Annotated in this window: 20 protein-coding genes; 8 read left to right on the top strand and 12 right to left on the bottom strand. The window is 65.5% G+C overall.

Annotated features, from left to right (window positions below; all coding sequences use genetic code 11):
- Positions 1-13: 13 nt before the first annotated feature.
- Positions 14-352, bottom strand: a complete 339-nt coding sequence (locus tag JI59_RS09910) for an SEL1-like repeat protein (protein WP_007012875.1) — start codon at positions 350-352, stop codon at positions 14-16.
- A 296-nt stretch (positions 353-648) separates the two neighbouring features.
- Here JI59_RS09910 and dksA point away from each other — a divergent pair, with 296 nt between their 5' ends.
- The 5 genes from dksA to JI59_RS09885 all read left to right on the top strand — a co-directional run bounded on the left by dksA (position 649) and on the right by JI59_RS09885 (position 3,955).
- A complete protein-coding gene (dksA, locus tag JI59_RS09905; RefSeq protein WP_007012876.1) occupies positions 649-1,107 on the top strand; it encodes an RNA polymerase-binding protein DksA in 459 nt (152 codons plus the stop codon).
- A 148-nt stretch (positions 1,108-1,255) separates the two neighbouring features.
- Positions 1,256-1,621, top strand: coding sequence for a PilZ domain-containing protein (locus tag JI59_RS09900; protein ID WP_007012877.1), 366 nt, complete (start codon positions 1,256-1,258; stop codon positions 1,619-1,621).
- A 116-nt stretch (positions 1,622-1,737) separates the two neighbouring features.
- Positions 1,738-3,276: an ABC transporter substrate-binding protein gene (locus JI59_RS09895; RefSeq protein WP_007012878.1), complete on the top strand. Its 1,539-nt coding sequence runs from the start codon at positions 1,738-1,740 to the stop codon at positions 3,274-3,276.
- Positions 3,277-3,350: 74 nt separating this feature from the next.
- Positions 3,351-3,734, top strand: coding sequence for a DUF4112 domain-containing protein (locus JI59_RS09890; RefSeq protein ID WP_013834407.1), 384 nt, complete (start codon positions 3,351-3,353; stop codon positions 3,732-3,734).
- 8 nt (positions 3,735-3,742) lie between these two features.
- Positions 3,743-3,955 carry a hypothetical protein gene (locus tag JI59_RS09885; RefSeq protein ID WP_038575943.1) on the top strand — a complete coding sequence of 71 codons (213 nt, stop codon included), beginning with the start codon at positions 3,743-3,745 and terminating at the stop codon, positions 3,953-3,955.
- 15 nt (positions 3,956-3,970) lie between these two features.
- On the opposite strand, the gene arfB is transcribed toward JI59_RS09885, so the two are convergent.
- From arfB to pabB, 4 genes are read right to left on the bottom strand one after another with little or no spacing between them, the layout of a single operon-like run.
- Complete coding sequence (arfB, locus tag JI59_RS09880; RefSeq protein ID WP_007012881.1) at positions 3,971-4,381, bottom strand: alternative ribosome rescue aminoacyl-tRNA hydrolase ArfB; 411 nt, start codon at positions 4,379-4,381, stop codon at positions 3,971-3,973.
- Positions 4,374-5,072 (bottom strand): RluA family pseudouridine synthase, encoded by a 699-nt coding sequence (locus JI59_RS09875; RefSeq protein WP_007012882.1) that lies wholly within the window; start codon positions 5,070-5,072, stop codon positions 4,374-4,376. Before JI59_RS09875 ends, arfB begins: the two co-directional genes overlap by 8 nt.
- A 13-nt stretch (positions 5,073-5,085) precedes the next feature.
- The gene (locus JI59_RS09870) at positions 5,086-6,252 is read right to left on the bottom strand and encodes a pyridoxal phosphate-dependent aminotransferase (protein ID WP_038575937.1); all 1,167 of its coding nucleotides are present in this window, start codon (positions 6,250-6,252) and stop codon (positions 5,086-5,088) included.
- Positions 6,252-8,072 (bottom strand): aminodeoxychorismate synthase component I, encoded by a 1,821-nt coding sequence (gene pabB / locus JI59_RS09865; protein ID WP_007012884.1) that lies wholly within the window; start codon positions 8,070-8,072, stop codon positions 6,252-6,254. Before pabB ends, JI59_RS09870 begins: the two co-directional genes overlap by 1 nt.
- A gap of 124 nt (positions 8,073-8,196) precedes the next feature.
- Here pabB and JI59_RS09860 point away from each other — a divergent pair, with 124 nt between their 5' ends.
- On the top strand, positions 8,197-9,795 hold the full coding sequence (locus JI59_RS09860) for a helicase HerA-like domain-containing protein (protein WP_007012885.1): 1,599 nt from the start codon (positions 8,197-8,199) through the stop codon (positions 9,793-9,795).
- Between the two features lie 43 nt (positions 9,796-9,838).
- Here JI59_RS09860 and JI59_RS09855 read toward each other — a convergent pair whose 3' ends face one another.
- The 5 genes from JI59_RS09855 to JI59_RS09835 all read right to left on the bottom strand — a co-directional run bounded on the left by JI59_RS09855 (position 9,839) and on the right by JI59_RS09835 (position 15,153).
- Positions 9,839-11,263: an ATP-binding protein gene (locus JI59_RS09855; RefSeq protein WP_007012886.1), complete on the bottom strand. Its 1,425-nt coding sequence runs from the start codon at positions 11,261-11,263 to the stop codon at positions 9,839-9,841.
- Positions 11,260-11,994 carry a response regulator gene (locus JI59_RS09850; RefSeq protein WP_007012887.1) on the bottom strand — a complete coding sequence of 245 codons (735 nt, stop codon included), beginning with the start codon at positions 11,992-11,994 and terminating at the stop codon, positions 11,260-11,262. Before JI59_RS09850 ends, JI59_RS09855 begins: the two co-directional genes overlap by 4 nt.
- Positions 11,995-12,020: 26 nt before the next feature.
- Complete coding sequence (locus JI59_RS09845) at positions 12,021-12,650, bottom strand: EF-hand domain-containing protein (RefSeq protein WP_007012888.1); 630 nt, start codon at positions 12,648-12,650, stop codon at positions 12,021-12,023.
- A 191-nt stretch (positions 12,651-12,841) separates the two neighbouring features.
- Positions 12,842-13,240 (bottom strand): cupin domain-containing protein, encoded by a 399-nt coding sequence (locus tag JI59_RS09840; RefSeq protein WP_007012889.1) that lies wholly within the window; start codon positions 13,238-13,240, stop codon positions 12,842-12,844.
- A gap of 92 nt (positions 13,241-13,332) precedes the next feature.
- Complete coding sequence (locus JI59_RS09835) at positions 13,333-15,153, bottom strand: aminopeptidase P family protein (protein WP_174888128.1); 1,821 nt, start codon at positions 15,151-15,153, stop codon at positions 13,333-13,335.
- A 42-nt stretch (positions 15,154-15,195) separates the two neighbouring features.
- On the opposite strand from JI59_RS09835, the gene JI59_RS09830 reads away from it, so the two are divergent.
- Entirely contained in the window at positions 15,196-17,274 is a 2,079-nt protein-coding gene (locus tag JI59_RS09830) for a S9 family peptidase (protein ID WP_007012890.1), read from the top strand.
- A complete protein-coding gene (locus JI59_RS09825; RefSeq protein WP_007012892.1) occupies positions 17,271-17,669 on the top strand; it encodes an acyl-CoA thioesterase in 399 nt (132 codons plus the stop codon). Before JI59_RS09830 ends, JI59_RS09825 begins: the two co-directional genes overlap by 4 nt.
- Here JI59_RS09825 and JI59_RS09820 read toward each other — a convergent pair.
- Both JI59_RS09820 and ald read right to left on the bottom strand, forming a co-directional pair.
- Positions 17,656-19,335, bottom strand: coding sequence for a sensor domain-containing diguanylate cyclase (locus JI59_RS09820; protein WP_238532512.1), 1,680 nt, complete (start codon positions 19,333-19,335; stop codon positions 17,656-17,658). The genes JI59_RS09825 and JI59_RS09820 overlap by 14 nt on opposite strands.
- 81 nt (positions 19,336-19,416) lie before the next feature.
- Positions 19,417-20,532, bottom strand: a complete 1,116-nt coding sequence (gene ald, locus JI59_RS09815) for an alanine dehydrogenase (protein WP_007012895.1) — start codon at positions 20,530-20,532, stop codon at positions 19,417-19,419.
- Positions 20,533-20,590: the final 58 nt, after the last annotated feature.

Raw genomic sequence — 20,590 nt, 5'->3', positions numbered from 1 at the left:
GTCGCGCCGTACTCTATGCGGCGCGGCGCATCGAGGCCGAGAGCCATTCGCGCGCGCGGCGCTGGGCTTCGGCGATTTCGCGCGCCGTCATTTCGTCGGCGACTTCCGCGCGGCAGGTAGCGGCTTCCTCGTGACCGGCTACGGCGGCGAGGTTGAACCACTTGTGCGCTTCGATCAGGTCGCAGGCGGCGCCGTGGCTGCCCGTTGAATATGCGACTCCGAGATCGAAATAGGCGGAAACGTCTCCTTGCGACGCAGCCGCAAGGCAATTGGCGACCAGCAGGTCTTCAGCTTCGATATCCGCGGCCGAAGCGCTGGTGAATGCGTCGTTCTTGATCCAAACAGTTTGCATCTTCCGATACCCCCCTGTCCAACAAAGCCCGTTTTGGCAGTTCGACACGGCTAGGCTGGACCAGTGATGGTCAACAAACCGTTAACGTTGTTTGTGGAACTTTGCGCATGCCCTCGCGAACCCGCGCCGTTTCGAAGCTGGATTCACGTTTTTTGTGGAAGGGGGTGCATCTGCCCTTGTGCCGCGCATACCGCGCATTTATAGGCGCGACCAACCGCGGATCTTCGAGAGGTTACCGGAAAAACCGGGGCCGCAGGGCGATGAAGGTTCGGGGCATACGTGCGGAGATTCTCTGGATGGCAACGGCCCTGTCTGATGAAATTGATGTGCTTTCGAAAGCAAGGCGCGTCCTTGGCGGCTCTTATGTCGCCGAACCTGACGAACCCTACATGTGCGAAGCGCAGCAGGATTATTTCCGCCGGCTGCTCATGGCCTGGAAACGGCTGATCCTCGACGCTTCTGCAGGCACCCTGCAGCAGTTGCAGGACGGTCCGATTCGCGAGCCGGACCTCAACGATCGCGCGTCGAGCGAGACCGACTGGGGTATCGAACTGCGCACCCGCGACCGTCAGCGCAAGCTGATCGCCAAGATCGATTCCGCCCTGCGCCGGATCGAGGAAGGCGAATATGGCTTCTGCGAAGTGACCGGCGAACCGATCGGCCTCGGCCGACTCGAGGCACGTCCGATCGCGACCATGACCGTCGAGGCGCAGGAAGCGCACGAGCGCCGCGAAAAGATCTCCCGCGACGACTGACCCATTCTGGCACGGTAGTTCATCTCGCCTGAGGGATTACCGTGCCGTTAACTCTTTTTTCGTCACTCGGGACTAACCTTCGTCAGGTAACGTGTCTGCTCGTGCAAGTATCTGTTTGTACTGGCATTACCGGCACTGGATGGAGCTTATGATCAAAGGCGAAAATCGGCAGATCGCGCGCGACAGCCTGTTTCTGCTGGCCGATCTGCGTGTCGATGGCCTCGACGGCGAATTCCGCATCAAGGTGCGCAACCTCTCCGCTGGCGGGATGATGGGCGAAGGCACGGTCCGCGTGGTGCGCGGATCGAAGGTCTCGGTCAGCATCCGCAATGTCGGCTGGGTCGACGGGACAGTTGCCTGGGTGCAGGAAAATCGCTTCGGCGTCGCCTTTCAGGATGACATCGATCCGAAACTGGCGCGTGCGCCGGTCAGCATCGGCGAAGATCCCTCGCCGCGTTTCGTGCGCAATCACCAGCCGCCGGTTACGGGCGTGAAGGGGCTGCGCAAGATCTGATTCCTGTCCGCCAGCCATCGCAGGGCAGAGGCGTTTTTCCCACAAGATCGAGACTTTCGTGCGAAATCGTCGCTTGCGCATTTGCGGCGCGGCGGAAATCGATTAGTCCGGCAAGCATGCTCCCCACGCGCAAAGCCTTCCGGGCCCTTGCCCCCCTGGTCGCGCTGACGATGGGCGGCTGCAGCGGCTTCGACAATTCGACACTGAATGTGGCGGTGATTGGGGAGGCCGACGATCCGTTCCAGTCCGGCAAGGAAGTGACGGCATCCGGCCAGTTGATCCGCGCCGCGACGGTAGAAGGCCTTGTCGCATTCGACGAAAAGGGGCGGGTGATCCCCGCGCTGGCCGACCGCTGGATCGTGACCGACGACGGCCAGAGCTACATCTTCCGCCTGCGCGACGGGGATTGGGCCTCGGGCGATCCGATCTCGGCGGAATCGGCGAAGAAGGCCCTCGATACTGCCCTGAAATCCCTGCGGCGCACGACCTTCTCGCTCGATCTGGATGGGATCGACGAAGTGCGCGTCATGGCCGGTCGCGTCATCGAGATCCGTCTCCAGCGTCCGATGCCCTACCTGCTTCAGCTTCTCGCTCAGCCTGAACTCGGCCTCTACGAGGACAAGGAGGGCAATGGTCCGATGCGCATGAAGAAGATCGGCGACGTCGCGCGCCTGACGCCGATCGATCCATCGACGCTGGGCCTGCCCGAAATCCAGAACTGGGACAAGCGCACCCGCAACATCGACCTGCTTTCGCTCAGCGGGCCCGAAGCGGTCCAGCGCTTTAACGACGGCAAGGCGGACCTTGTCCTCGGCGGACGGATCGAGGACTTTCCGCTGACCCGTTCGGTTGGCATCCTGCGCGGGACGATCCAGCTCGATCCGGTGGTCGGGTTGTTCGGGCTTCAGGTCATGAATGACAAGGGCTTCCTTGCCGATCCGGCCAATCGCGAGGCGCTGGCGATGGCAATCGACAGGGATGCGTTGATCGAGCAGTTCCGCCTCGGCGGCTGGAAGCCCACGACCCGGATCGTCACGCCCAGTCTCGACGGCGATCTCGGCACTATCGGCGAGCGCTGGAGCGAACAGTCATTGGAAGAGCGGCGTGCCGTAGCCGCCGCGCGCGTTCGCATCTGGCAGGCGTCCGCAAAGAAGGACGGCGACAAGGAAAAGAAGGCGGGCAGGGCAGAGACCGGCTCGGGTGACGGAGCGGCGGCCGGGCCGCAGATCAGCATCTGGCTTCCGCAAGGTGAGGGGTCCGACATTCTTCTCGAGAAGCTCGGCAGCGATTTCGCGGCGATCGGGCTGCGCCTCGAAAAGGCGGAGAGTGGCGATACGGCAGACCTGGCGCTCGTCGACGACGTCGCGCGCTATCCCCGGGCGGTCTGGTACCTCAACCACTTGTCCTGCCGTGCGAAATTCGGGCTGTGCTCGCAGGAGGCGGATGCGCGTGTCAGCGAGGCCCTTGCAGCGACGACGCCGGAAGAACGCGCCGCCCTGATGACCGAGGCCGAGGCGGAACTGACTGCGGAAAACGTCTATATTCCCTTCGGTTCGCCGATCCGCTGGTCGCTGGTGCGCGGCAGCGTCGATGGCTTTGCCACCAACAGCTGGGGGTGGCATCCCTTGATGCCCCTGGCATGGCTCCCCAGATAAGAGGTTGAGCAAAGGCAACCAGAAGGAGTAGCCGAGCCTTGGCGATCGGAGAGAATTCCGCGCGGCGCATGAACATGGAACTGCCGATTGGCACCGATCCGATGTCGATCCGCCGCCGCATCGAGGCGCTGGAACTGGTCCTCGAGCGGGCCTTCGAAGTGCCCGGCATCCGCTACAAGGTCGGTCTTGACGCCATCGTCGGCCTGGTCCCCATCGCCGGCGACCTGATCGGTGCGGCGCTGGGCATGTACCTCGTCTGGGAAGCCCGCAACCTGGGCATGTCGAAGTGGCAACTTGCGCGCATGACCGCCAATGTCGGCGTTGACACCGCGCTTGGCGCAGTCCCGCTGGTGGGCGATGCCTTCGACTTCGTGTTCCGCTCGAACAGTCGCAATCTCAGGATCATCCGCAAGCACCTCGACAAGCATCATCCCGAAACCCGGATCATCGAGGGTTGAGCAAATCGATGCGCAGATTTGTCCCGCTGGCCGCCGTGCTGTTTCTTGCTGCATGCGGCAAGGGCGAGAATGACCCCGGTCCGGGCGGCGTGACCGTCGGCGAGGCCCGCGCGCTCGATCAGGCAGCGGAAATGCTCGACGATCGCCGACCGCCTGATGAGGCACTCTATTCGACCGACGCTCCCGCAGAATCGGCCACCGGAGCGCTCAGCAGCCAATAGGCCTGACGTAATACCTCAGTCGAAGCTCACCTTGCCGCGTCCGGCCTTCACGGCGCCGCGGATTTTCTTGCCCTTCAGGCGCTGGGTCTTGCCAACGCGATTGAGGCGGCTCTTGGCGCGCTTCTCGGGCAGCTTGTGCGCCTCGCGCAGCAGTTCGGCCATGCGCTCGCGCGCATCGGCGCGATTGGCTTCCTGGGTGCGGAACGTGCGTGCGGTGAGCACCAGTTCGCCCTTGCCGGTCATGCGGCTTCCGGCGAGCTGCTTGAGCCTTGCGAAGACCGGCGGGGTCAAGCGCAGGGCATAGACGTCGAGGCGCAGCTGCACCGCCGTTGCCACCTTGTTGACGTTCTGGCCGCCCGGACCGGCCGAGGCGATGAAAGACTCGGTCGCGAGGGCGTTGGCGCGCTCGACGACCGCTTCACTCATCGGCAGGGCTGAGGTCTTCGGAGCCGAGGTCTTCATAGCCGGGGTCGACGAAACCGAGGGCGGCGAAGTCTGCGGGAAGCGGGGCGATGGCGACGATGGGGGCTTTCTCGCCGCGCGGAACGGTGAGGGCGGCAGCATGAAGCATGGTCCGTGCCCCGGCCTTCTTCGTCCCATAGACCGGATCGCCGAGCAGCGGCATGCCGAGGCCTGATGCGGCATGCACGCGGATCTGGTGGGTCCGGCCGGTTTCGGGGCGGAATTCGATAAGCGTCAGGCCGTCGCGCGTGTCGAGCTTGCGCCAGTGCGTCACCGCGGGCTTGCCCTTGCGCGCCGGGATCATGCGCCAGCCGTCCTTGGCCGTGCTCACCTTGGACAGCGACAGGGCGATCGTGCCTTCGTCATCGGCCGGAACACCGGTCACGATGCCGAGATAGCGCTTTTCGACGAGGCGCTCCTCGAACGCCGCGGCAAAGCGCTTGAGCGCCTTGGGATTGCGGGCCAGCAGCAGGCAGCCGGAGGTGTCGCGGTCGAGGCGGTGAACGGGCGCGGGCTCACGCTGGAAGCCCAGCTTGAGCGTGTCGATATAGTCGTCAAGGCTCACCCCGCCGGCCCGGGGGCGGTCGAGCGGCAGGCCTGCGGGCTTGTCGATGACGAGCGCTTCGCCGTCTTCGAAGAGAATTTCCAGTTCCATCAAGTGACTTTCATCAGGCAAGGGCCTTCGCAATGCGGCGCAATGCCTCGGTAAGTTTGGCCTCGTCGGCGGCGAAGCTGATTCGGAAGCCGTTGCGGCCGCCGAAACCCGATGCCGGAACGATCGCGACGCCGTTTTCGAGAAGGTGGAGCGCAAGGCCGGTATCGTCGCCGAAACGCTGCATCAGCGGGGCGGCATCGACCATGCAGTAGAAGGCGCCGTCGGGCGTCGGGGTCGAGAGACCGGGAATGGCGTTGATCGCCGAGACCACCATGTCGCGGCGCGCGCGGAAGCGCTCGCACCACTCGGCCAGGAAATCCTGCGGGCCTTCGAAGGCGGCCACGGCAGCCGCCTGGCTGATCGAACAGGGATTGCCCGATGAATGCGACTGCAGCTTTTCCATGGCCCTGATCAGCCATTCCGGCCCGGCGGCCACGCCGATGCGAAAGCCGGTCATCGCATGGCTCTTGGATACGCCCGAGATGGTCAGGATGCGGTCGGCAAGGTCCGGGCACAGGTTCGCCAGGGTCGCGTGCGGCTCACCGGTGTAGTTGATCGGCGCGTAGATGTCGTCCGAGAGGACCATGATGCGCGGATGGCGGCGCAGGACTTCGCCGATGCTGCGCAGCATGTCGGCCGGGTAGTAGGCGCCGGTCGGATTGCCCGGGCTGTTGAGCAGCAGCCATTGCGTGCGCGGCCCGATCTGCGCTTCGAGGTCGGCAGCGGTAAAGCGGAAGTTGTCACGCGCCGAGGTCATCAGCGGCACGACGCTGCCGCCAGCGAAGCGGATGATCTCCGGATAGCTGACCCACCAGGGGCAGGGTACGATCACTTCCTCGCCCTCGCTGATCGTGGCGAGCAGGGCGTGGAAGATCGCCTGCTTGCCCCCTGCGCTGACCGTGATCTGCGAGGCGGAGACTTCAATGCCGAGGTCGCGCGCGAAGTGCAGCGCGGCGGCCTGCTTGAGCCGCGAAGTGCCGCCGACCGCGGTATACTTGGTGTCGCCTGCGTCGAGCGCGGCCTTGGCGGCCTCGATCACGTGGGGCGGGGTGGCGAAATCGGGTTCGCCAACCGACAGCGAGATGATGTCGACGCCTTGTTCGCGAAGCTGGATGGCGCGGTCTGTCATCGCCGTCGTCTGGGACGGGGCGATGCGGGAGAGGGCATGGGACGTGTGCATCAGGTGAGCAGTCTGGCCGGAACGAGGCCGCGCAGGGCGTTGCCGATGAAGAACCCGCCGGCAAGATCGTCGAGCGTCAGCGCGGCTTCGGCGGCGCGGCCCTCGTCGAGCAGCGAGCGGCGCAGGACGCCGGGCAGCAGGCCGAGATCGGCAGGAGGGGTAAGCAGCTTGCCGTCGCGTTCGACGAACAGGTTGGTAAAGCAGCCTTCGGTGACGAGACCGTCGTCGCGCAGGAAGATCGCTTCGTGCGCCCCGGCTTCTTTTGCCGCGACGAGGCCAGCCTCGTAGAAGCCGCGGTCGCTGGTCTTGTGACGCAGGCGCCAGTCGCCGCTGTCGACCGGCATGCGCAGCACCGCAACCGTCGCCGGTTCGGGCAGGCTTTCGGTCACGTCCGCCAGTTCGAGCGCGTAGGCCCCGCTGCGCGCGGCGACGAGGCGCAGCTTGGCAGGGCCTTCGGCATCGAAGCACAGCGCCTGGATCGCATTGCGCACGGCGTGGCGATCGAAAGTGAAACCGAGCGCGGCGGCGCTGGCCTTGATCCGTTCCAGATGCAGTTCGAGCAGCGGAATGCCGTCTTCCGGCGTAAAGCGCATGGTCTCGATCAGATCGAAGCTCGCGGGCGAGGCCGTGCCACCCGTATGACGCGCTTCCGACTCTCTCACGAAACCCCCTTTGATCAGGCATTCCCGCCATTCGGGAAGCGCTTGCGAATCGGCAACGATGGCCGATCCGACCCCTAGCACCGCTTTGCCCCCGCCATTCTCGCCGGGAGTGAGCCGCAAGGTGCGGATTGCCACATTAAACGCGGCATCGCCAGAGGGTTCGATCCGCCCGATAGAGCCGCAATAGGGCCCCCGTAAGTGGCGTTCGACCTGCGCGATCAGTTCCATTGCCCGGATCTTGGGCGCACCGGTGATCGAGCCGCAGGGAAACAGCGCGCGCAGCACGTCCACCGCGCCCTTGCCCGGGGCAAGCGTCGCGCCGACCGAGGACACCATCTGGTGGACGGTCGGGTAAGTCTCGATCGTGAAGGGATCCTCGACCCGGACAGACCCCGCTTCGGCCACGCGCGAAAGGTCGTTGCGCATGAGATCGAGGATCATCAGGTTCTCGGCGCGATCCTTGTCGGAAGCCGCCAGTTCCTCGCGCAGGCGCTCGTCCTCAGCCTCGTCGCGTCCGCGCGGGCGCGTGCCCTTCATCGGCTTGACCCGCACCGACCGGTCCTTGAGCGAGAAGAACAGTTCGGGCGAGAAGCTCAGGATCCAGTGGCTGCCGTCATGGATCAGCCCGCCGTAGCCGGCGCCGGCGGCGGGTCGGATGGCTGCGTAGAGCGCGAAGGGATCGCCCCGCCATGGCCCTTCCAAAGGCATCGTCAGGTTGGCCTGATAGATGTCGCCGTCGCCGATCGCGCGGTGCAGCGTGTCGAAGGCGTGCTCGTAGTCCCCGATCGGGACTTGCGGGTCGAGTGGGCCGATCGCCGCGGCATCGTCGGGCGCGCAGGAGGCCAGCCAGGTCGGCACGTCGGCAGCCGGGATGGTCTCGTAGCCCGCGAAGACGCCGAACCACACGAGCGGGCCGACAGCGCCGGTGCGCTCGGCAAGCAGCCCGGCCAGCCGCGGCTCCAGCGCAAGGCCGGCCTCGTAGGCCATGTATCCGGCCAGGTGGCGGCCTTCGCGCTGCAGGGCTTCCAGGCGTTCCAGCGCCGGCGCAACGTCTTGCGCCCGCCGCGCCTCGACGATTGCGAGCGGTTCGCGGTAGAGCCGGGCTCCGGCTGCGCCCAGGGTGCGGGCGTCATCGAGAAGGACGAATGGACTGGTCATGGTGCGTGTTTCGCCCCGCCTTTAGCCGCGCAATCGCCGGCTGGCAAAAACCCTCTCGCACTCAGGGAAATGCAGCCTTATCACTGGGACAAGACTGGCGAAACAAGGGAGCCCGGGACCGGCAATGAGCGATATCTTTCTGGGGCTTGGCGCCGATGGAAACCGACAGGCGCTGCGGCTGGGCCGTGCCAATCGCCATGGGCTGATCGCCGGCGCGACGGGCACCGGCAAGACGGTGACGCTCCAGACCATTGCCGAGCAGTTTTCCGCGCAAGGCGTGCCGGTGTTCATGGCCGACGTGAAAGGCGACCTTTCGGGAATTTCGATGCCCGGCAGTCCGACCTTCAAGCATGCCGACAAGCTGGAGAGCCGGGCGAAGGAAATCGGTCTTGCCGACTATGCCTATTCCGACAATCCGGCGGTTTTCTGGGACATCTACGGCGAGCAGGGCCATCCGGTCCGCACCACGATTTCCGAAATGGGGCCCTTGCTGCTCGCGCGGCTGATGGATCTCAACGATACGCAGGAAGGCGTGCTCAACATCGTCTTTCGCTATGCCGACGAACAGGGGCTGCTGCTGCTCGACCTTGAGGACCTGCAGTCGATGCTGGCCTATACGGCCGAGAACGCGGCGGACCTCTCGGCGAAGTACGGCAATGTGACCAGGGCCAGCGTCGGCGCGATCCAACGCCAGCTGCTGGCGCTGGACAGCCAGGGGGCGGCGCAGTTCTTCGGCGAACCGGCGCTGGAGATCCAGGACTTCATCCGCTGCGACGATCAGGGCCGCGGCTACATCAACGTGCTGGCCGCCGACCGGCTCATGCGCAGCCCAAAGCTCTACGCGACGTTCCTGCTCTGGCTGCTGTCCGAACTGTTCGAGGCGATGCCCGAAGTCGGCGATCCGGAGAAACCCAAGCTGGTCTTCTTCTTCGACGAGGCGCACCTGCTGTTCGACGATGCCCCCAAGGCCCTGCAGGATACCGTCGAGCAGGTCGTGCGCCTGATCCGCTCGAAGGGCGTGGGCGTCTATTTCGTGACGCAGAACCCGATCGACATTCCCGAGGATATCGCCGGCCAGCTGGGCAACCGCGTCCAGCACGCGCTGCGGGCCTTCACCCCGCGGGACAAGAAGGCGATCAAGGCGGCTGCCGAGACTTTCCGGATCAATCCCGAACTGGACGTCGAGGCTGCGATTACCGAACTCAAGGTCGGTGAAGCGCTGGTCTCGACGCTCGACGAGGAAGGCGCGCCTACCGTCGTCCAGCGTACGCTCATCGCTCCGCCCCGCTCGCGGCTGGGTCCGGTGTCGGAGAAGGAGCGGGCAATCATCCAGTCGATCAGCCCGTGCGAGGGCAAGTACGATACCCGCGTGGATCGTGAGAGCGCCGAAGAAGTGCTCGCCGCAAAAGCCGCCGATGCCGCGGCCACGGCCGAGGAAGTGGCCGAGCAGGGCGAAGCTGAAGTGCGCAAGCGCGAAAGGCGCAGCCCGAGCCTGTGGGACGGTCTGGGCGGCAAGGTCGCCAAGGCCGCTGCCGGTGCGGCCGCCGCCAGCGCCGGATCGATCCTCGCCCAGACCCTGCAGGGCAAGAAGAGCCGCGCCAACCCCAAGGCGTCCGCCGCCAGCGCGGCTGCGGGCACGATCGGAAGCACGATCGAGAAAGCCATCGGCATCCCGGGCATCGGACGCTTTGCGCGCAACCTGATCGGTGGCCTGATGCGCTAGCGCGGCGTGGGGAGGGGGCGGTTGTTCCGCACCGTTCCGGCGCTCAGCCGATGGGAATGGCGATTCGAGCGGTCAGGCCTTCGACCTGGCCGTCGGCCGCGTGGCGGTTGGACAGGCTGAGGGCGCCGCCATGCTGCTCGGCGACGGCGCGGGCCAGCGCGAGGCCCAGGCCGGCGCCGCCGGTCAGCGAATTGCGTGAGGGATCGCCGCGCGTGAACGGGTCCATCATCGCATCGATGGTGTCTTCGGGAATGCCCGGCCCCACGTCCTCGATCCGGATGACGGCGAGATTCCCTTCGCGCTTGAGCGAGACATTCGCGTTCTTTCCGTAGCGCAGGGCATTGTCGATCAGGTTGCGCATGGCGCGGCGCAGCCACGTGGGGCGCAGTTCCAGGACAATCCGCTCGCTGTCGCCCAGTTCGACCGGGTTGCCGAGGTCTTCGTATTCCTCGACCACCGAGGCGACCAGTGCGGAAAGTTCGGTGCGTTCGCGCGGATCGCTGGGCCTGCCGACGCGGGCGAGCGAGAGGATATCGTCCAGCGTGCGCACGATATCCTCGATGGTCATCGCCATGCGGGAGCGTTCGGCTTCGTCCTGCACCGATTCGATGCGGACGCGCAGGGCGGCCAGCGGGGTCTTGAGGTCGTGCCCGATGGCGCCGAGCATGACGTCCTTTTCATCGAGCATGGCGGCAATGCGCGCTTCCATGGCGTTGTGGGCGACGATCAGCCTGCGCATGTCCTCGGGGCCCGACGGCTCCAACTGGCCATCGGCGTCCTGGGTCATGGAAAAGCGCTCGACCCGGTTGGTAAGGGCCGCCAGCGGGCGGGTGATCCGGCGCAGGATCAGCGCCACGGCACCGACCAGCACCACGTAGATGAACAGGGTCTGCAGAACGATCGGCATGAGCAGGATGTTCATGGCGCGAGGCGTGCGCACCCTTGCGATCATCCAGTTGTCGCGCTGCTTGGGCCTGACCGCGACGACCAGCAGGTGGTCGTCCATGGACTCGGCGATTTCTTCCGGCTCCAGGTGATGCGCGCGGCCACGCATCACCATGCCAAGCCGCGCGACCGGGTCCTCTCCGACCGCGCGGTGGACGACGATGACGTCGGAATCGGGAAAGTCCTGATCACGCAGGATGTCGCTCAGGCGGCTCTGCGCGCGCTCGTCGCGAACCTCGCCTGCGCCGATAGGCAGCCGGGTCGAGAACTCGAGGGGAAAGCCGCGCGGCGCAGGGCCGGCGAAGGGCGCATCGTCCTGCTTTCGCAATTTGCGGGCGACCCATTGCGGGCCGCGGGTTTCGGCGATGAGGCGGAAGGCGGCGGCGTTGAGCATGCCGGTCTCGTAGCCTTCGCGCTGGGCACGATAGACGAGCACGGCACCAAGGCCCTGGACGAGCAGCAGGGCTACGGCGACGGCCAGCAGCATCTGGCCCATCAGGCTTCGGGGCTGGAGGAACTTCATTGAGGGTCGAGCGGTACGCGCTTGACGTCGGTGGCAAGCATGTAGCCACCGCCCCAGACCGTCTGGATCATTTGCGGATTGCGGCTGTCGACCTCGATCTTGCGGCGCAGGCGGCTGACCTGGTTGTCCACCGCGCGGTCGAACAGGTGCGCCTCGCGGCCCTGCACCATGTCGAGCAGGCGATCGCGGTTGAGGACCTGGCGCGGATGCTCGAGGAAGGCCATCAGGAGGCGGAACTCGACCGAGGAGATCGCCACGACGGCGCCTTCGGGATCGGTCAGGCGGCGCTTGAGCGGATCGAGGTGCCAGCCCTCGAAGACGAGCGCTTCGTTATCATCCGGGGCCGCAGGCACGCGCGAGGAACGGCGAAGGACGCTGCGAATGCGCGCTACCAGTTCGCGGGGCTCGAAGGGCTTCACGACATAGTCGTCGGCGCCGATCTCCAGCCCGACGATGCGGTCGGTCGCTTCGCCGCGCGCGGTCAGGAAGATGACCGGCAGATCCTGCGATTCGACGAGGTGGCGGCACAGTGAGAGGCCGTCTTCTCCCGGCATCATGATGTCCAGCAGGACCAGCTCGGGCTTTTCCTCACGCAGGCGGCTGCGCGCTTCTGCGGCGCTGACCGCCTGGCTCACCGCGAAGCCCTGGCGCGAGAGGTACTCGGCCAGGGGCTCTCGCAGGGCTGCCTCGTCGTCGACGAGAAGCAGCCTGGGTGGCGCGGTATCGTTCATTGCAATCCTTCTTCCGCGCCGTCAGTTCAGTTGGCGGCGCTCGTCTTCTGCGCCTTCTTCGCCTGCCATTGCGCCTTCATCTTGTCACGCGCAGCCTTGCGTTCTTCCTTGGTGACAGTGCCGTCCTTGTTGGCGTCCATCATGTCGAAGTGCCTGGCGGCTGCGGCCTCGAACTCGGCCTGCGAGATCGCGCCGTCGTTATCGGTGTCGGCCATCTTCATCATCGCCATGCCGCCGCGGTGCCAGCCACGCTTGTCGCCGCGCTTGCCGTGATGGCCGTCCATTCCATCCATGCCTGCATCGTCCATGCCCGGGCCACCGGGGCCGCGCATGCCGTCATGGCCGGGGTGCCTGGCATCCATGAATTCCTGCTTCGAGATGCTGCCGTCCTTGTTGGCATCCAGCATCTCGAACATGCGGTTCTTCATTTCGGTGCGGCGCTCCTCGCGATCGGTCCGGTCGAGCTTGCCATCCTTGTTGACGTCCATGCGGGCGAACATCGCGGCCGCCATGGCCTGCGACTCGGACCGGGTTACGGTGCCGTCACCGTCGGTGTCCATCATGGGATCGCCTTGGGGCATCTGCGCATAGGCAACGCCGCCGATGGCGAGTGTGGCGGCGGATATCGCAAGCGACACTTTTCCGAACCTGGTCATCAATTTTCTCCTCGCTGCTCCCGAAAATGGGGCGAAAGTCACGGGGCGGGGGGAAGGGAGGGGGAAGATCGTGCCCCGCGACTTTCTTGTGTTCCTTCTAGATAGGGCTTGTCGCGCAGTTATGCCGGGACAGGCCATTATTGTCGCCAATTGTCTCAGTTCGCCTTGCCCATTCATAGCCAGGCAAGATTTCAGCGGGGCCGGTGGAGGGTGCCGAGACCGCAGGTGATGAACAGCGCGGTTGCGGCCTCGGCAATGTCGGCGGTGTGCCAGGTGCCGGCGGGATTGATCGCATATTCGCCAGCGGCAAGAACCTGTGCGCTGGTCGAGCCGTCCTCGCGCTCCTGGATCAGGGTCATTTCACCGGCCGTGCACACGACGACTTCGTCGCCTTCGGGGTGGACCTCCCACGAAGTCCAGTCGCCGGTGAAATCGCTAAGGGCGACCAGCCGCCCCTCGGCGCCGTCCGCATGGGTGCGCGCTGCATAGGCCTCGTACCATTCGAGGCCGGTAAAGACGGGTTGGGCTTGTGCCCGGGCACCGAGCCCGAGATGGATCGGGTTGGTGCGCAGGTCATGCGCTTGAGACATCGGTCATTCTCCCGGCCCTGCCTTCCTTGGGGTGGGTTGCAGGACCGGGGGAGTGAAGCAAGCGGCCGCCGCCATGGCAAGCCGTCAAATCCTCAAAGCGGCGCGCATTGTTCTTCGAGCCAGGCCTTGGCGCTGCCTTCAAGCTGCGGCCCGACCACTTCGAGAACGCGGGCATGGTAGGCGTTCCACCAGGCCACGTCGTCGCGTGTGAAAAGGGCCCTATCGACCAGGCGGCGCTCGATCGGGACCAGGGTGAGCGTCTCGAAGCCGTAGAATTGGCCTTCCGCGCCGTCGATTGCGCGCGGTTCGACCAGCACGAGGTTCTCGATGCGGATGCCATATTCGCCGGTCTTGTAGTAGCCCGGCTCGTTCGATATGATCATGCCGGGCATCAGCGACTGGTCGGTTCCGCCCTGGCCTCCCGCCGACTTGGCGATGCGCTGCGGCCCTTCGTGGACCGAGAGGAACGAGCCGACGCCGTGGCCGGTGCCGTGGGCATAGTCGAGCCCGGCGGTCCAGAGGAACTGGCGCGCCAGCACGTCGAGCTGGCTTCCGGCGGTGCCTTGCGGGAAAACCGCGCGGGCCAGCGCGATGTGGCCCTTGAGGACGCGGGTGAAGCGGTCCTTGACCTCTGCCGGGGGCTCGCCGGGGCCGACCCAGACGGTGCGGGTAATGTCGGTCGTGCCGTCCGGGTACTGGCCGCCGGAATCGACGAGATAGACGCTATTCGGCTCGAGCGTACGGTTGGTCTCTTCCGAGACGCGGTAATGCACCACTGCGCCGTTGGGGCCGGCCCCGGAAATCGTGTCGAACGATAGGTCGCGCAAGTCGCCGCAGGACTGGCGGAAGGCCTGCAACCGGTCGGCCGCCGTCATTTCGCTGACCGTGCCCTTGGGGGCTTCGAGCGATAGCCAGTGCAGGAACTGCGATACGGCGGCGCCGTCGCGGGCCTGAGCGTCGCGGTGGCCCTGCTGTTCGACCGGGTTCTTTATCGCCTTGGGCAGGACGGTGGGATCGCGTTCCTCGACCACTTCGGCGCCGCCGAGGCGCAGCGTCTCGAAGATTGCGCTGACGGCGCGCTCGGGGTCGACGGCGACGCGCTTGCCGGACAGGCTTTCCAGCCCCGCGACGAACCGGTCGCGCGGCCGGATGCGCACGGCGTTGCCAAGGTGCTGGCGCAGCTCGGGCGTCACCTTCTCCTCGGCGATGAACAGGTCCGCGGTGCCGTCGGCATGGGCGATCACATAGGACAGCGCCACCGGCGTGCGCTCGACGTCGGTACCGCGAATGTTGAGCAGCCAGGCAATCGAATCGAGCGCGGTGATCACCGCTGCATCGATATGGCGTTCGCCGAGCCATTCGGAAACCGCGCCGCGCTTGGCTTCGCTCGCCTGGCCGGTGAACGCGTCGGGATGGACGAGCGCAGGGGCGGGCGATGGTGCGGGCTGGTCTTCCCAGATGGAATCGATCGGATTGGTTTCGACCGGAGTGACCTTGCCGCCCTTGGCCGCGAGCGCCTTGTCGACCGCATCGACCCAGCGCTGGCCGTGCAGCCAGGCGTCGTAGCCGATGTTCGCGCCATGCGGGGCGTGGGTTTCCAGCCACTTGGCGATGCTGGTCTGGGGCACGCTCTCATAAGCGTATAGGCGCCCGTCGACCTGGTCGCGCACCTGCAGGGTATAGCGGCCGTCCACGAACATGGCCGCCGCCGGTTCCAGCGAGGGATCGGTCAGCACGACTGCGGTTCCGGCCGAGCCGCCGAAGCCGGTCAGCCAGGCGAGGCGCTGGGCATAGGCGCCGACGTACTCGCTCATGTGTTCGTCGGAGATCGGGATGACGAAGCCATCGAGGCCGCGCGACTTGAGTTCCTTGCGCAGCGCATCGAGGCGCGCTTCATGGGTATTCATCAACATGGTTTCGGTATCCGACTTGCGGGGGGCATTGCGCCAACATAGATGCGAGACATGGCAGATTCCACCCAGACCGTTGCAGGTCCTCCCCAGGCGGCAAAGAAGCCGCATTCCTTCACGTACCACGGGCTGAGCGTCTCCGACGACTACGCCTGGCTGCGCGACCCCGGTTATCCGCAGGTCACCGACAAGGAAGTGCTGGCGCACCTGGAAGCGGAGAACCGCTGGTTCGAGGCGCGAATGGCCGATCGCAAGGGCGCAATCGACACATTGTTCAAGGAAATGCGCGCGCGGATCAAGGAAGCCGACAAGTCGGTACCGCAGAAGGACGGCGACTGGCACTACTGGATCGAGTTCGAGGAAGGCGCGGAGTACAAGAAGTGGTGGCGCAGGCCCGTGGGCGGCGGCGAGGACCAGTTGATCCTCGACGAAGTCTCGCTGGCCGAGGGCAAGGAATACTTCAGTCTCGGCGCGATCTCGGTCAGCAAGGGCGGCAGGTTGCTGGCCTATTCGTTCGATGACAGCGGATCGGAGCGCTTCACCGCGCGGATCAAGAACCTCGAGACCGGGGAACTGCTGCCTGACGAGATCCCCGGTACGTTGTCTTCGCTGGTCTGGGTCGGCGATGACAGGGGCCTCGTCTATTCGCTCGCCAACGAACAGTGGCGCACCGACAATGCCCGCCTGCACTGGCTGGGCGATCCGCTCGACAAGGACGTGGAGCTCTATCACGAGAGCGACGACGGCTTCCGCGTCGGCTCCTCGCTTTCGTCGAACGAGGACTGGCTGATCATCGGCACCAGCGATCACGAGACGAGCGAGGCGCGGCTGGTGCGGACCGCGGATCCGCTCGGCGAGCAGATCCTCGTCAAGCCGCGCAGCAAGGGCGTGGAGTACGATGTCGATGAACGCGAGGGCGTGCTCTACATCCATGCCAACGATACGCACGAGAACTTCCGCCTCGCCACGGCGCCGCTGGACAATCCGGGCGAGTGGACGACGCTGATCGAGGGGTCGGACGACTTCTACCTGACCGGCGTCGATCTGTTCCGCGACTTCTACGTGATCGAGGGGCGCCGCGCCGGCCTCGACCAGATCGAGGTCCGCTATTACGACGACCCAGCGCGCGTGGAGCCGATCGTTTTTCCCGAAGCGAGCTATTCGGCGGGCCTTTCGAACAATCCCGAATGGCACATGGATACGCTGCGGCTGAGTTACGAATCGATGGTCAGCCCGGCAACGGTCTATGACTACGACGTGGCAGGGCGCACGCTCGAGACGCTCAAGGTGCAGGAAATTCCCTCGGGCTACGACGCTTCGCTCTATGCGACCGAGCGGCTGGAAATCACCGCGCGCGACGGGACCGCGGTTCCCGTCAGCCTGGTCTATCGCCGTGACCGGACCGGGGCGGGGCCGCTCCACCTCTACGGCTACGGCGCATATGGCATCGCCATCGAGCCAGGGTTCTCGACCTCGCGTCTCAGCCTTGTCGATCGCGGCTTCGCCTTCGCCATCGCCCATATCCGCGGCGGCGACGATCTCGGCCGTGCCTGGTACAAGGCGGGCAAGCTGGAGCGGCGGACCAACACCTTCAACGACTTCGTCGACGTCGCCAGGGGTCTGGTGGAGCGCGGCTTCACGGCGCCGGGCAAGATCTCGATCTCGGGCGGTTCGGCCGGCGGCGAGCTGATGGGCGCGGTGGTCAATTCCGATCCCGACCTGTTCGGGGCGGTCGTCGCCCACGTGCCTTTCGTCGACGTGCTCAACACCATGCTCGACGAGAGCCTGCCGCTTACGCCGGGCGAATGGCCGGAATGGGGCAATCCGATCGAGGACCGGGCCGCCTTCGAACTGATCCTGAGCTATTCCCCCTATGACCAGGTCAAGCCGCAGGCCTATCCGCCGATCATGGTCACCGCCGGTCTCAACGACCCGCGCGTGACTTACTGGGAGCCGGCCAAGTGGGTCGCGCGGCTGCGCGAGTTGAAGACCGACGGCAACGAACTGATCCTCAAGACCAACATGGGTGCCGGGCACGGCGGCAAGTCGGGCCGGTTCGAAAGCCTGAAGGAAACAGCGGAGGAATTCGCCTTTATCCTGTGGCAGCTCGGAGTGGAGGTTTGAGCGACCGGTTTACCTGCACCTTTACCGCCGAGGCCGAACACATCGACGTGATGGGCCACGTCAACAACGCGGTCTGGGTGCAGTGGATGGAAGCGATTGCGACCGCCCACTGGGAGGCCGATGCACTGCCCGAACACCAGGAGCGTTATGCCTGGGTCGTGACCCGCCACGAGATCGACTATCGCGGCAATATCCGCGAAGGCGAAAGCGTGACCGCGGAGACTTTCATTCCCGATGGGCCGAGCGGCGCGCGTTTCGACCGCTGCGTCGACTTTCGCAATGCCAAGGGCAAGGTGATCGTATCGGCGCGCACGACATGGGCGATGATCGATATTGCCAGCGGCCGGATCATGCGGGTTCCGGCTGAAGTGGTCGACTGCTTCAGCGCAAGTTGACCACGGTCGCGCCGGTCTCGCGCAGGGGCTGCGGGGTCAGGACCTCGCGTTCGGTCCGGTTCCGGCCTGCCGCCTTGGCCTCGTAAAGCAGGTGGTCGCAGCGGCTGTAGAGTTCAGAGAACCGCACCGGCGAAGTGCAGGTCACCATGCCCATGCTCGCGGTTACCAGGCGGTCGAGGCCGGGTATCTCGGCGGCGATGCGGGCCGGGATCGACTTGCGGCGGCGTTCCGCGCGTTCGGGACCGTCCTTGCCGCGCAGGAGAAGGAGGAATTCCTCGCCGCCGATGCGCACCGCCAGGGTGTCCTCGTCAGCCCCGAGCGCGACGGCGACCGCCTGCAGCACGGCATCGCCGGTGGCATGGCCCATGGTGTCGTTGATCACCTTGAAGTGATCGAGGTCGAGCAGGGCCATCGTGGCAAAGCCCTCTTCAGTCAGGTCGTCGAAGCGTTCCTCGATTCCGCGCCGGTTATAGAGGCCGGTCAGCGGATCGCGCGCAGCCAGACCTTCGAGGATCTTGGTATGGGCCAGTGCATGGTCGCGCTGACGCTTGATCGCCATGAAGCGGTCGGCCACGCCGATCGAGGTGACCACGACTTCGAAGCCGATCGAGATGTGCTGCTCGAGCATCAGTTCGATCGGCACTTCGAACAGGCCGAGGGCGGAAAGGATGCGCAGGGCGCCGGTCAGCATCATCGGCGCCCAGGCGACGATCTGGAACAGGATCGCCCGGCTGCCGCGGCTGGCCGCGGTCATGAAGGCCCATGCGAAGACCAGTATCACAGGGACGTAGCTCGCCAGATACCCCTGGGCCGAGAGCGGCCGGATCGGATCGGCCGCGAAGAGATAGATGTAGCTCCAGGCGATGACCCAGGGGCCCAGCCAGCGCAGCATGGTAACCTGGATACGGTCGAGCTTGCCCGGTTCGATCAGGTCGCTGATGAACAGCGATGCGGTGGTTATCGCCATGCCCCAACTGCCCGCCGACAGGACGCTCAGTTCCATCATCGATAGCGAGACGAAGCGGTTGATGAGGCCGCTGCTGACGACGGTCTGGATGAGCATGAACAGCACTGCCGCCGCATGCCAGAGCACGAAGCGCTGGCGCAGGACGCGGAAGAACGCGAAGTTCAGGACGAGGGGAACGCACAGCAGGCCGCACAGCCAGGCGATGACCAGCTCCGAGCGTCCGACATCCATGGCCCTGGGGGCAGGGCCGACGCTCGCGGCGGTCAGGACTCCCACGTGGCGGGGCAGGTCGAACTCGGCGACATAGGAGGCGACCGGCTGCGACAGGCGGGGCAGGGCCACGCGCATGAGCCAGTCATCGGTCGCGAAAGCCATGTCATCGCGGCCGAAAGCGAGGCTGCGGATTTCACCGCTGGTGCCGATGGCAGTGACGCGCATGGCCGAAAACAGCGTCAGGCGTGTGGTCAGCACCGGGTTTTCGATGGCCTTGCGCCCGTGCATGTCGAAGCGGACGAAGGATCGCTGGCCGACGATGGAGGCGCCGCCGGGCTGGCAAGTCCAGCGCGAGCGGTCCTGCGCGATCTCGCGGTAGCTCGTTTGCAGCGTTCCGGATGCGAAACAGGTCGAACCGATGGGAAATTCGTGTCCGACAGGCGCAGCCGATGCCAGTCCTGCCCATGCGAGCAGGAGCAGGCTCAACAGCAATTTCCAGCGGCTCCGGATCATTCGTAAGGAATGCCGGAGCTCACTGAAAATACGGTTAATTTCTAGTGATTTTTCTTAACCCAGGACGGTTTGCGGCGAGGTGTAGTCGTAGCCCAGTTCGCTGGCGACCGCCTCGTAGGTGATCTGGCCGGCATGGACGTTGAGCCCGTTGGCCAGATGCGGATCGTCGGCAAGGGCCTGCTTCCAGCCCAGGTTGGCGATGGCCAGGGCGTGGGGCAGGGTCACGTTGTTGAGCGCGTAAGTGCTGGTGCGCGCAACGGCGCCCGGCATGTTGGCGACGCAGTAGTGGACAATGCCGTCGACCGTGAAGGTCGGGTCGTCGTGCGTAGTGGGGTGGCTGGTCTCGAAGCAACCGCCCTGGTCGATGGCGACATCGACGAGCACGGCGCCGGTCTTCATCGTGGAGAGCATGTCGCGGGTGACGAGCTTGGGGGCAGCCGCGCCGGGGATCAGGACGGCGCCAATCACGAGGTCGGCTTCGGCAATGGTCTCGGCCAGATTCGCGGTGCTCGAGAAGCGGGTCTTGGCGCGGGCCTCGAAATAGATGCCGAGACGCTCGAGAACGTCGGGGTTGCGGTCGAGGATGGTGACATCGGCACCAAGGCCCACGGCCATCTGCGCCGCATTGAAACCGACCACGCCGCCACCGATGACCGCGACCTTGCCCGGCATCACGCCCGGAACGCCGCCGAGCAGGACGCCGCGGCCGCCATGGGCTTTCTCCAGCGCGGTGGCGCCGGCCTGCACCGACATGCGGCCCGCGACCTGGCTCATCGGCTTGAGCAGGGGAAGCGAGTTACCCGGGCCCGTGACCGTCTCGTAGGCGATGGCGGTGACGCCCGACTTCACCAGATCGGCGGTCTGCTCCGGGTCGGGAGCGAGGTGGAGGTACGTGTAAAGGATCTGACCCTCGCGCAGCATAGCGCGCTCGACGGCCTGGGGTTCCTTCACCTTCACGATCATTTCGCAGCCGGCGAAGACCTCGGCCGCGGTGTCGATGATCCTGGCGCCCGCAGCGGCATAGGCGCTATCGGCGGCGCCGATGCCCAGTCCTGCGGATTTCTCGACCCAGACCTCGTGACCATGCGCAACAAGTTCGCATGCAGATTCGGGGGTGAGGCCGACGCGGTATTCGTGATTCTTGATTTCCCGGACAGTTCCGACGCGCATGGTTCGTCTCCAGCATCGATGATTTCCTGCATGGGAAAATACACCCGAACAGCAGCAA

Source organism: Novosphingobium pentaromativorans US6-1 (assembly GCF_000767465.1).
Classification (GTDB): Bacteria; Pseudomonadota; Alphaproteobacteria; order Sphingomonadales; family Sphingomonadaceae; genus Novosphingobium; species Novosphingobium pentaromativorans.
This window is presented reverse-complemented; position numbering and strand designations above follow the sequence as displayed.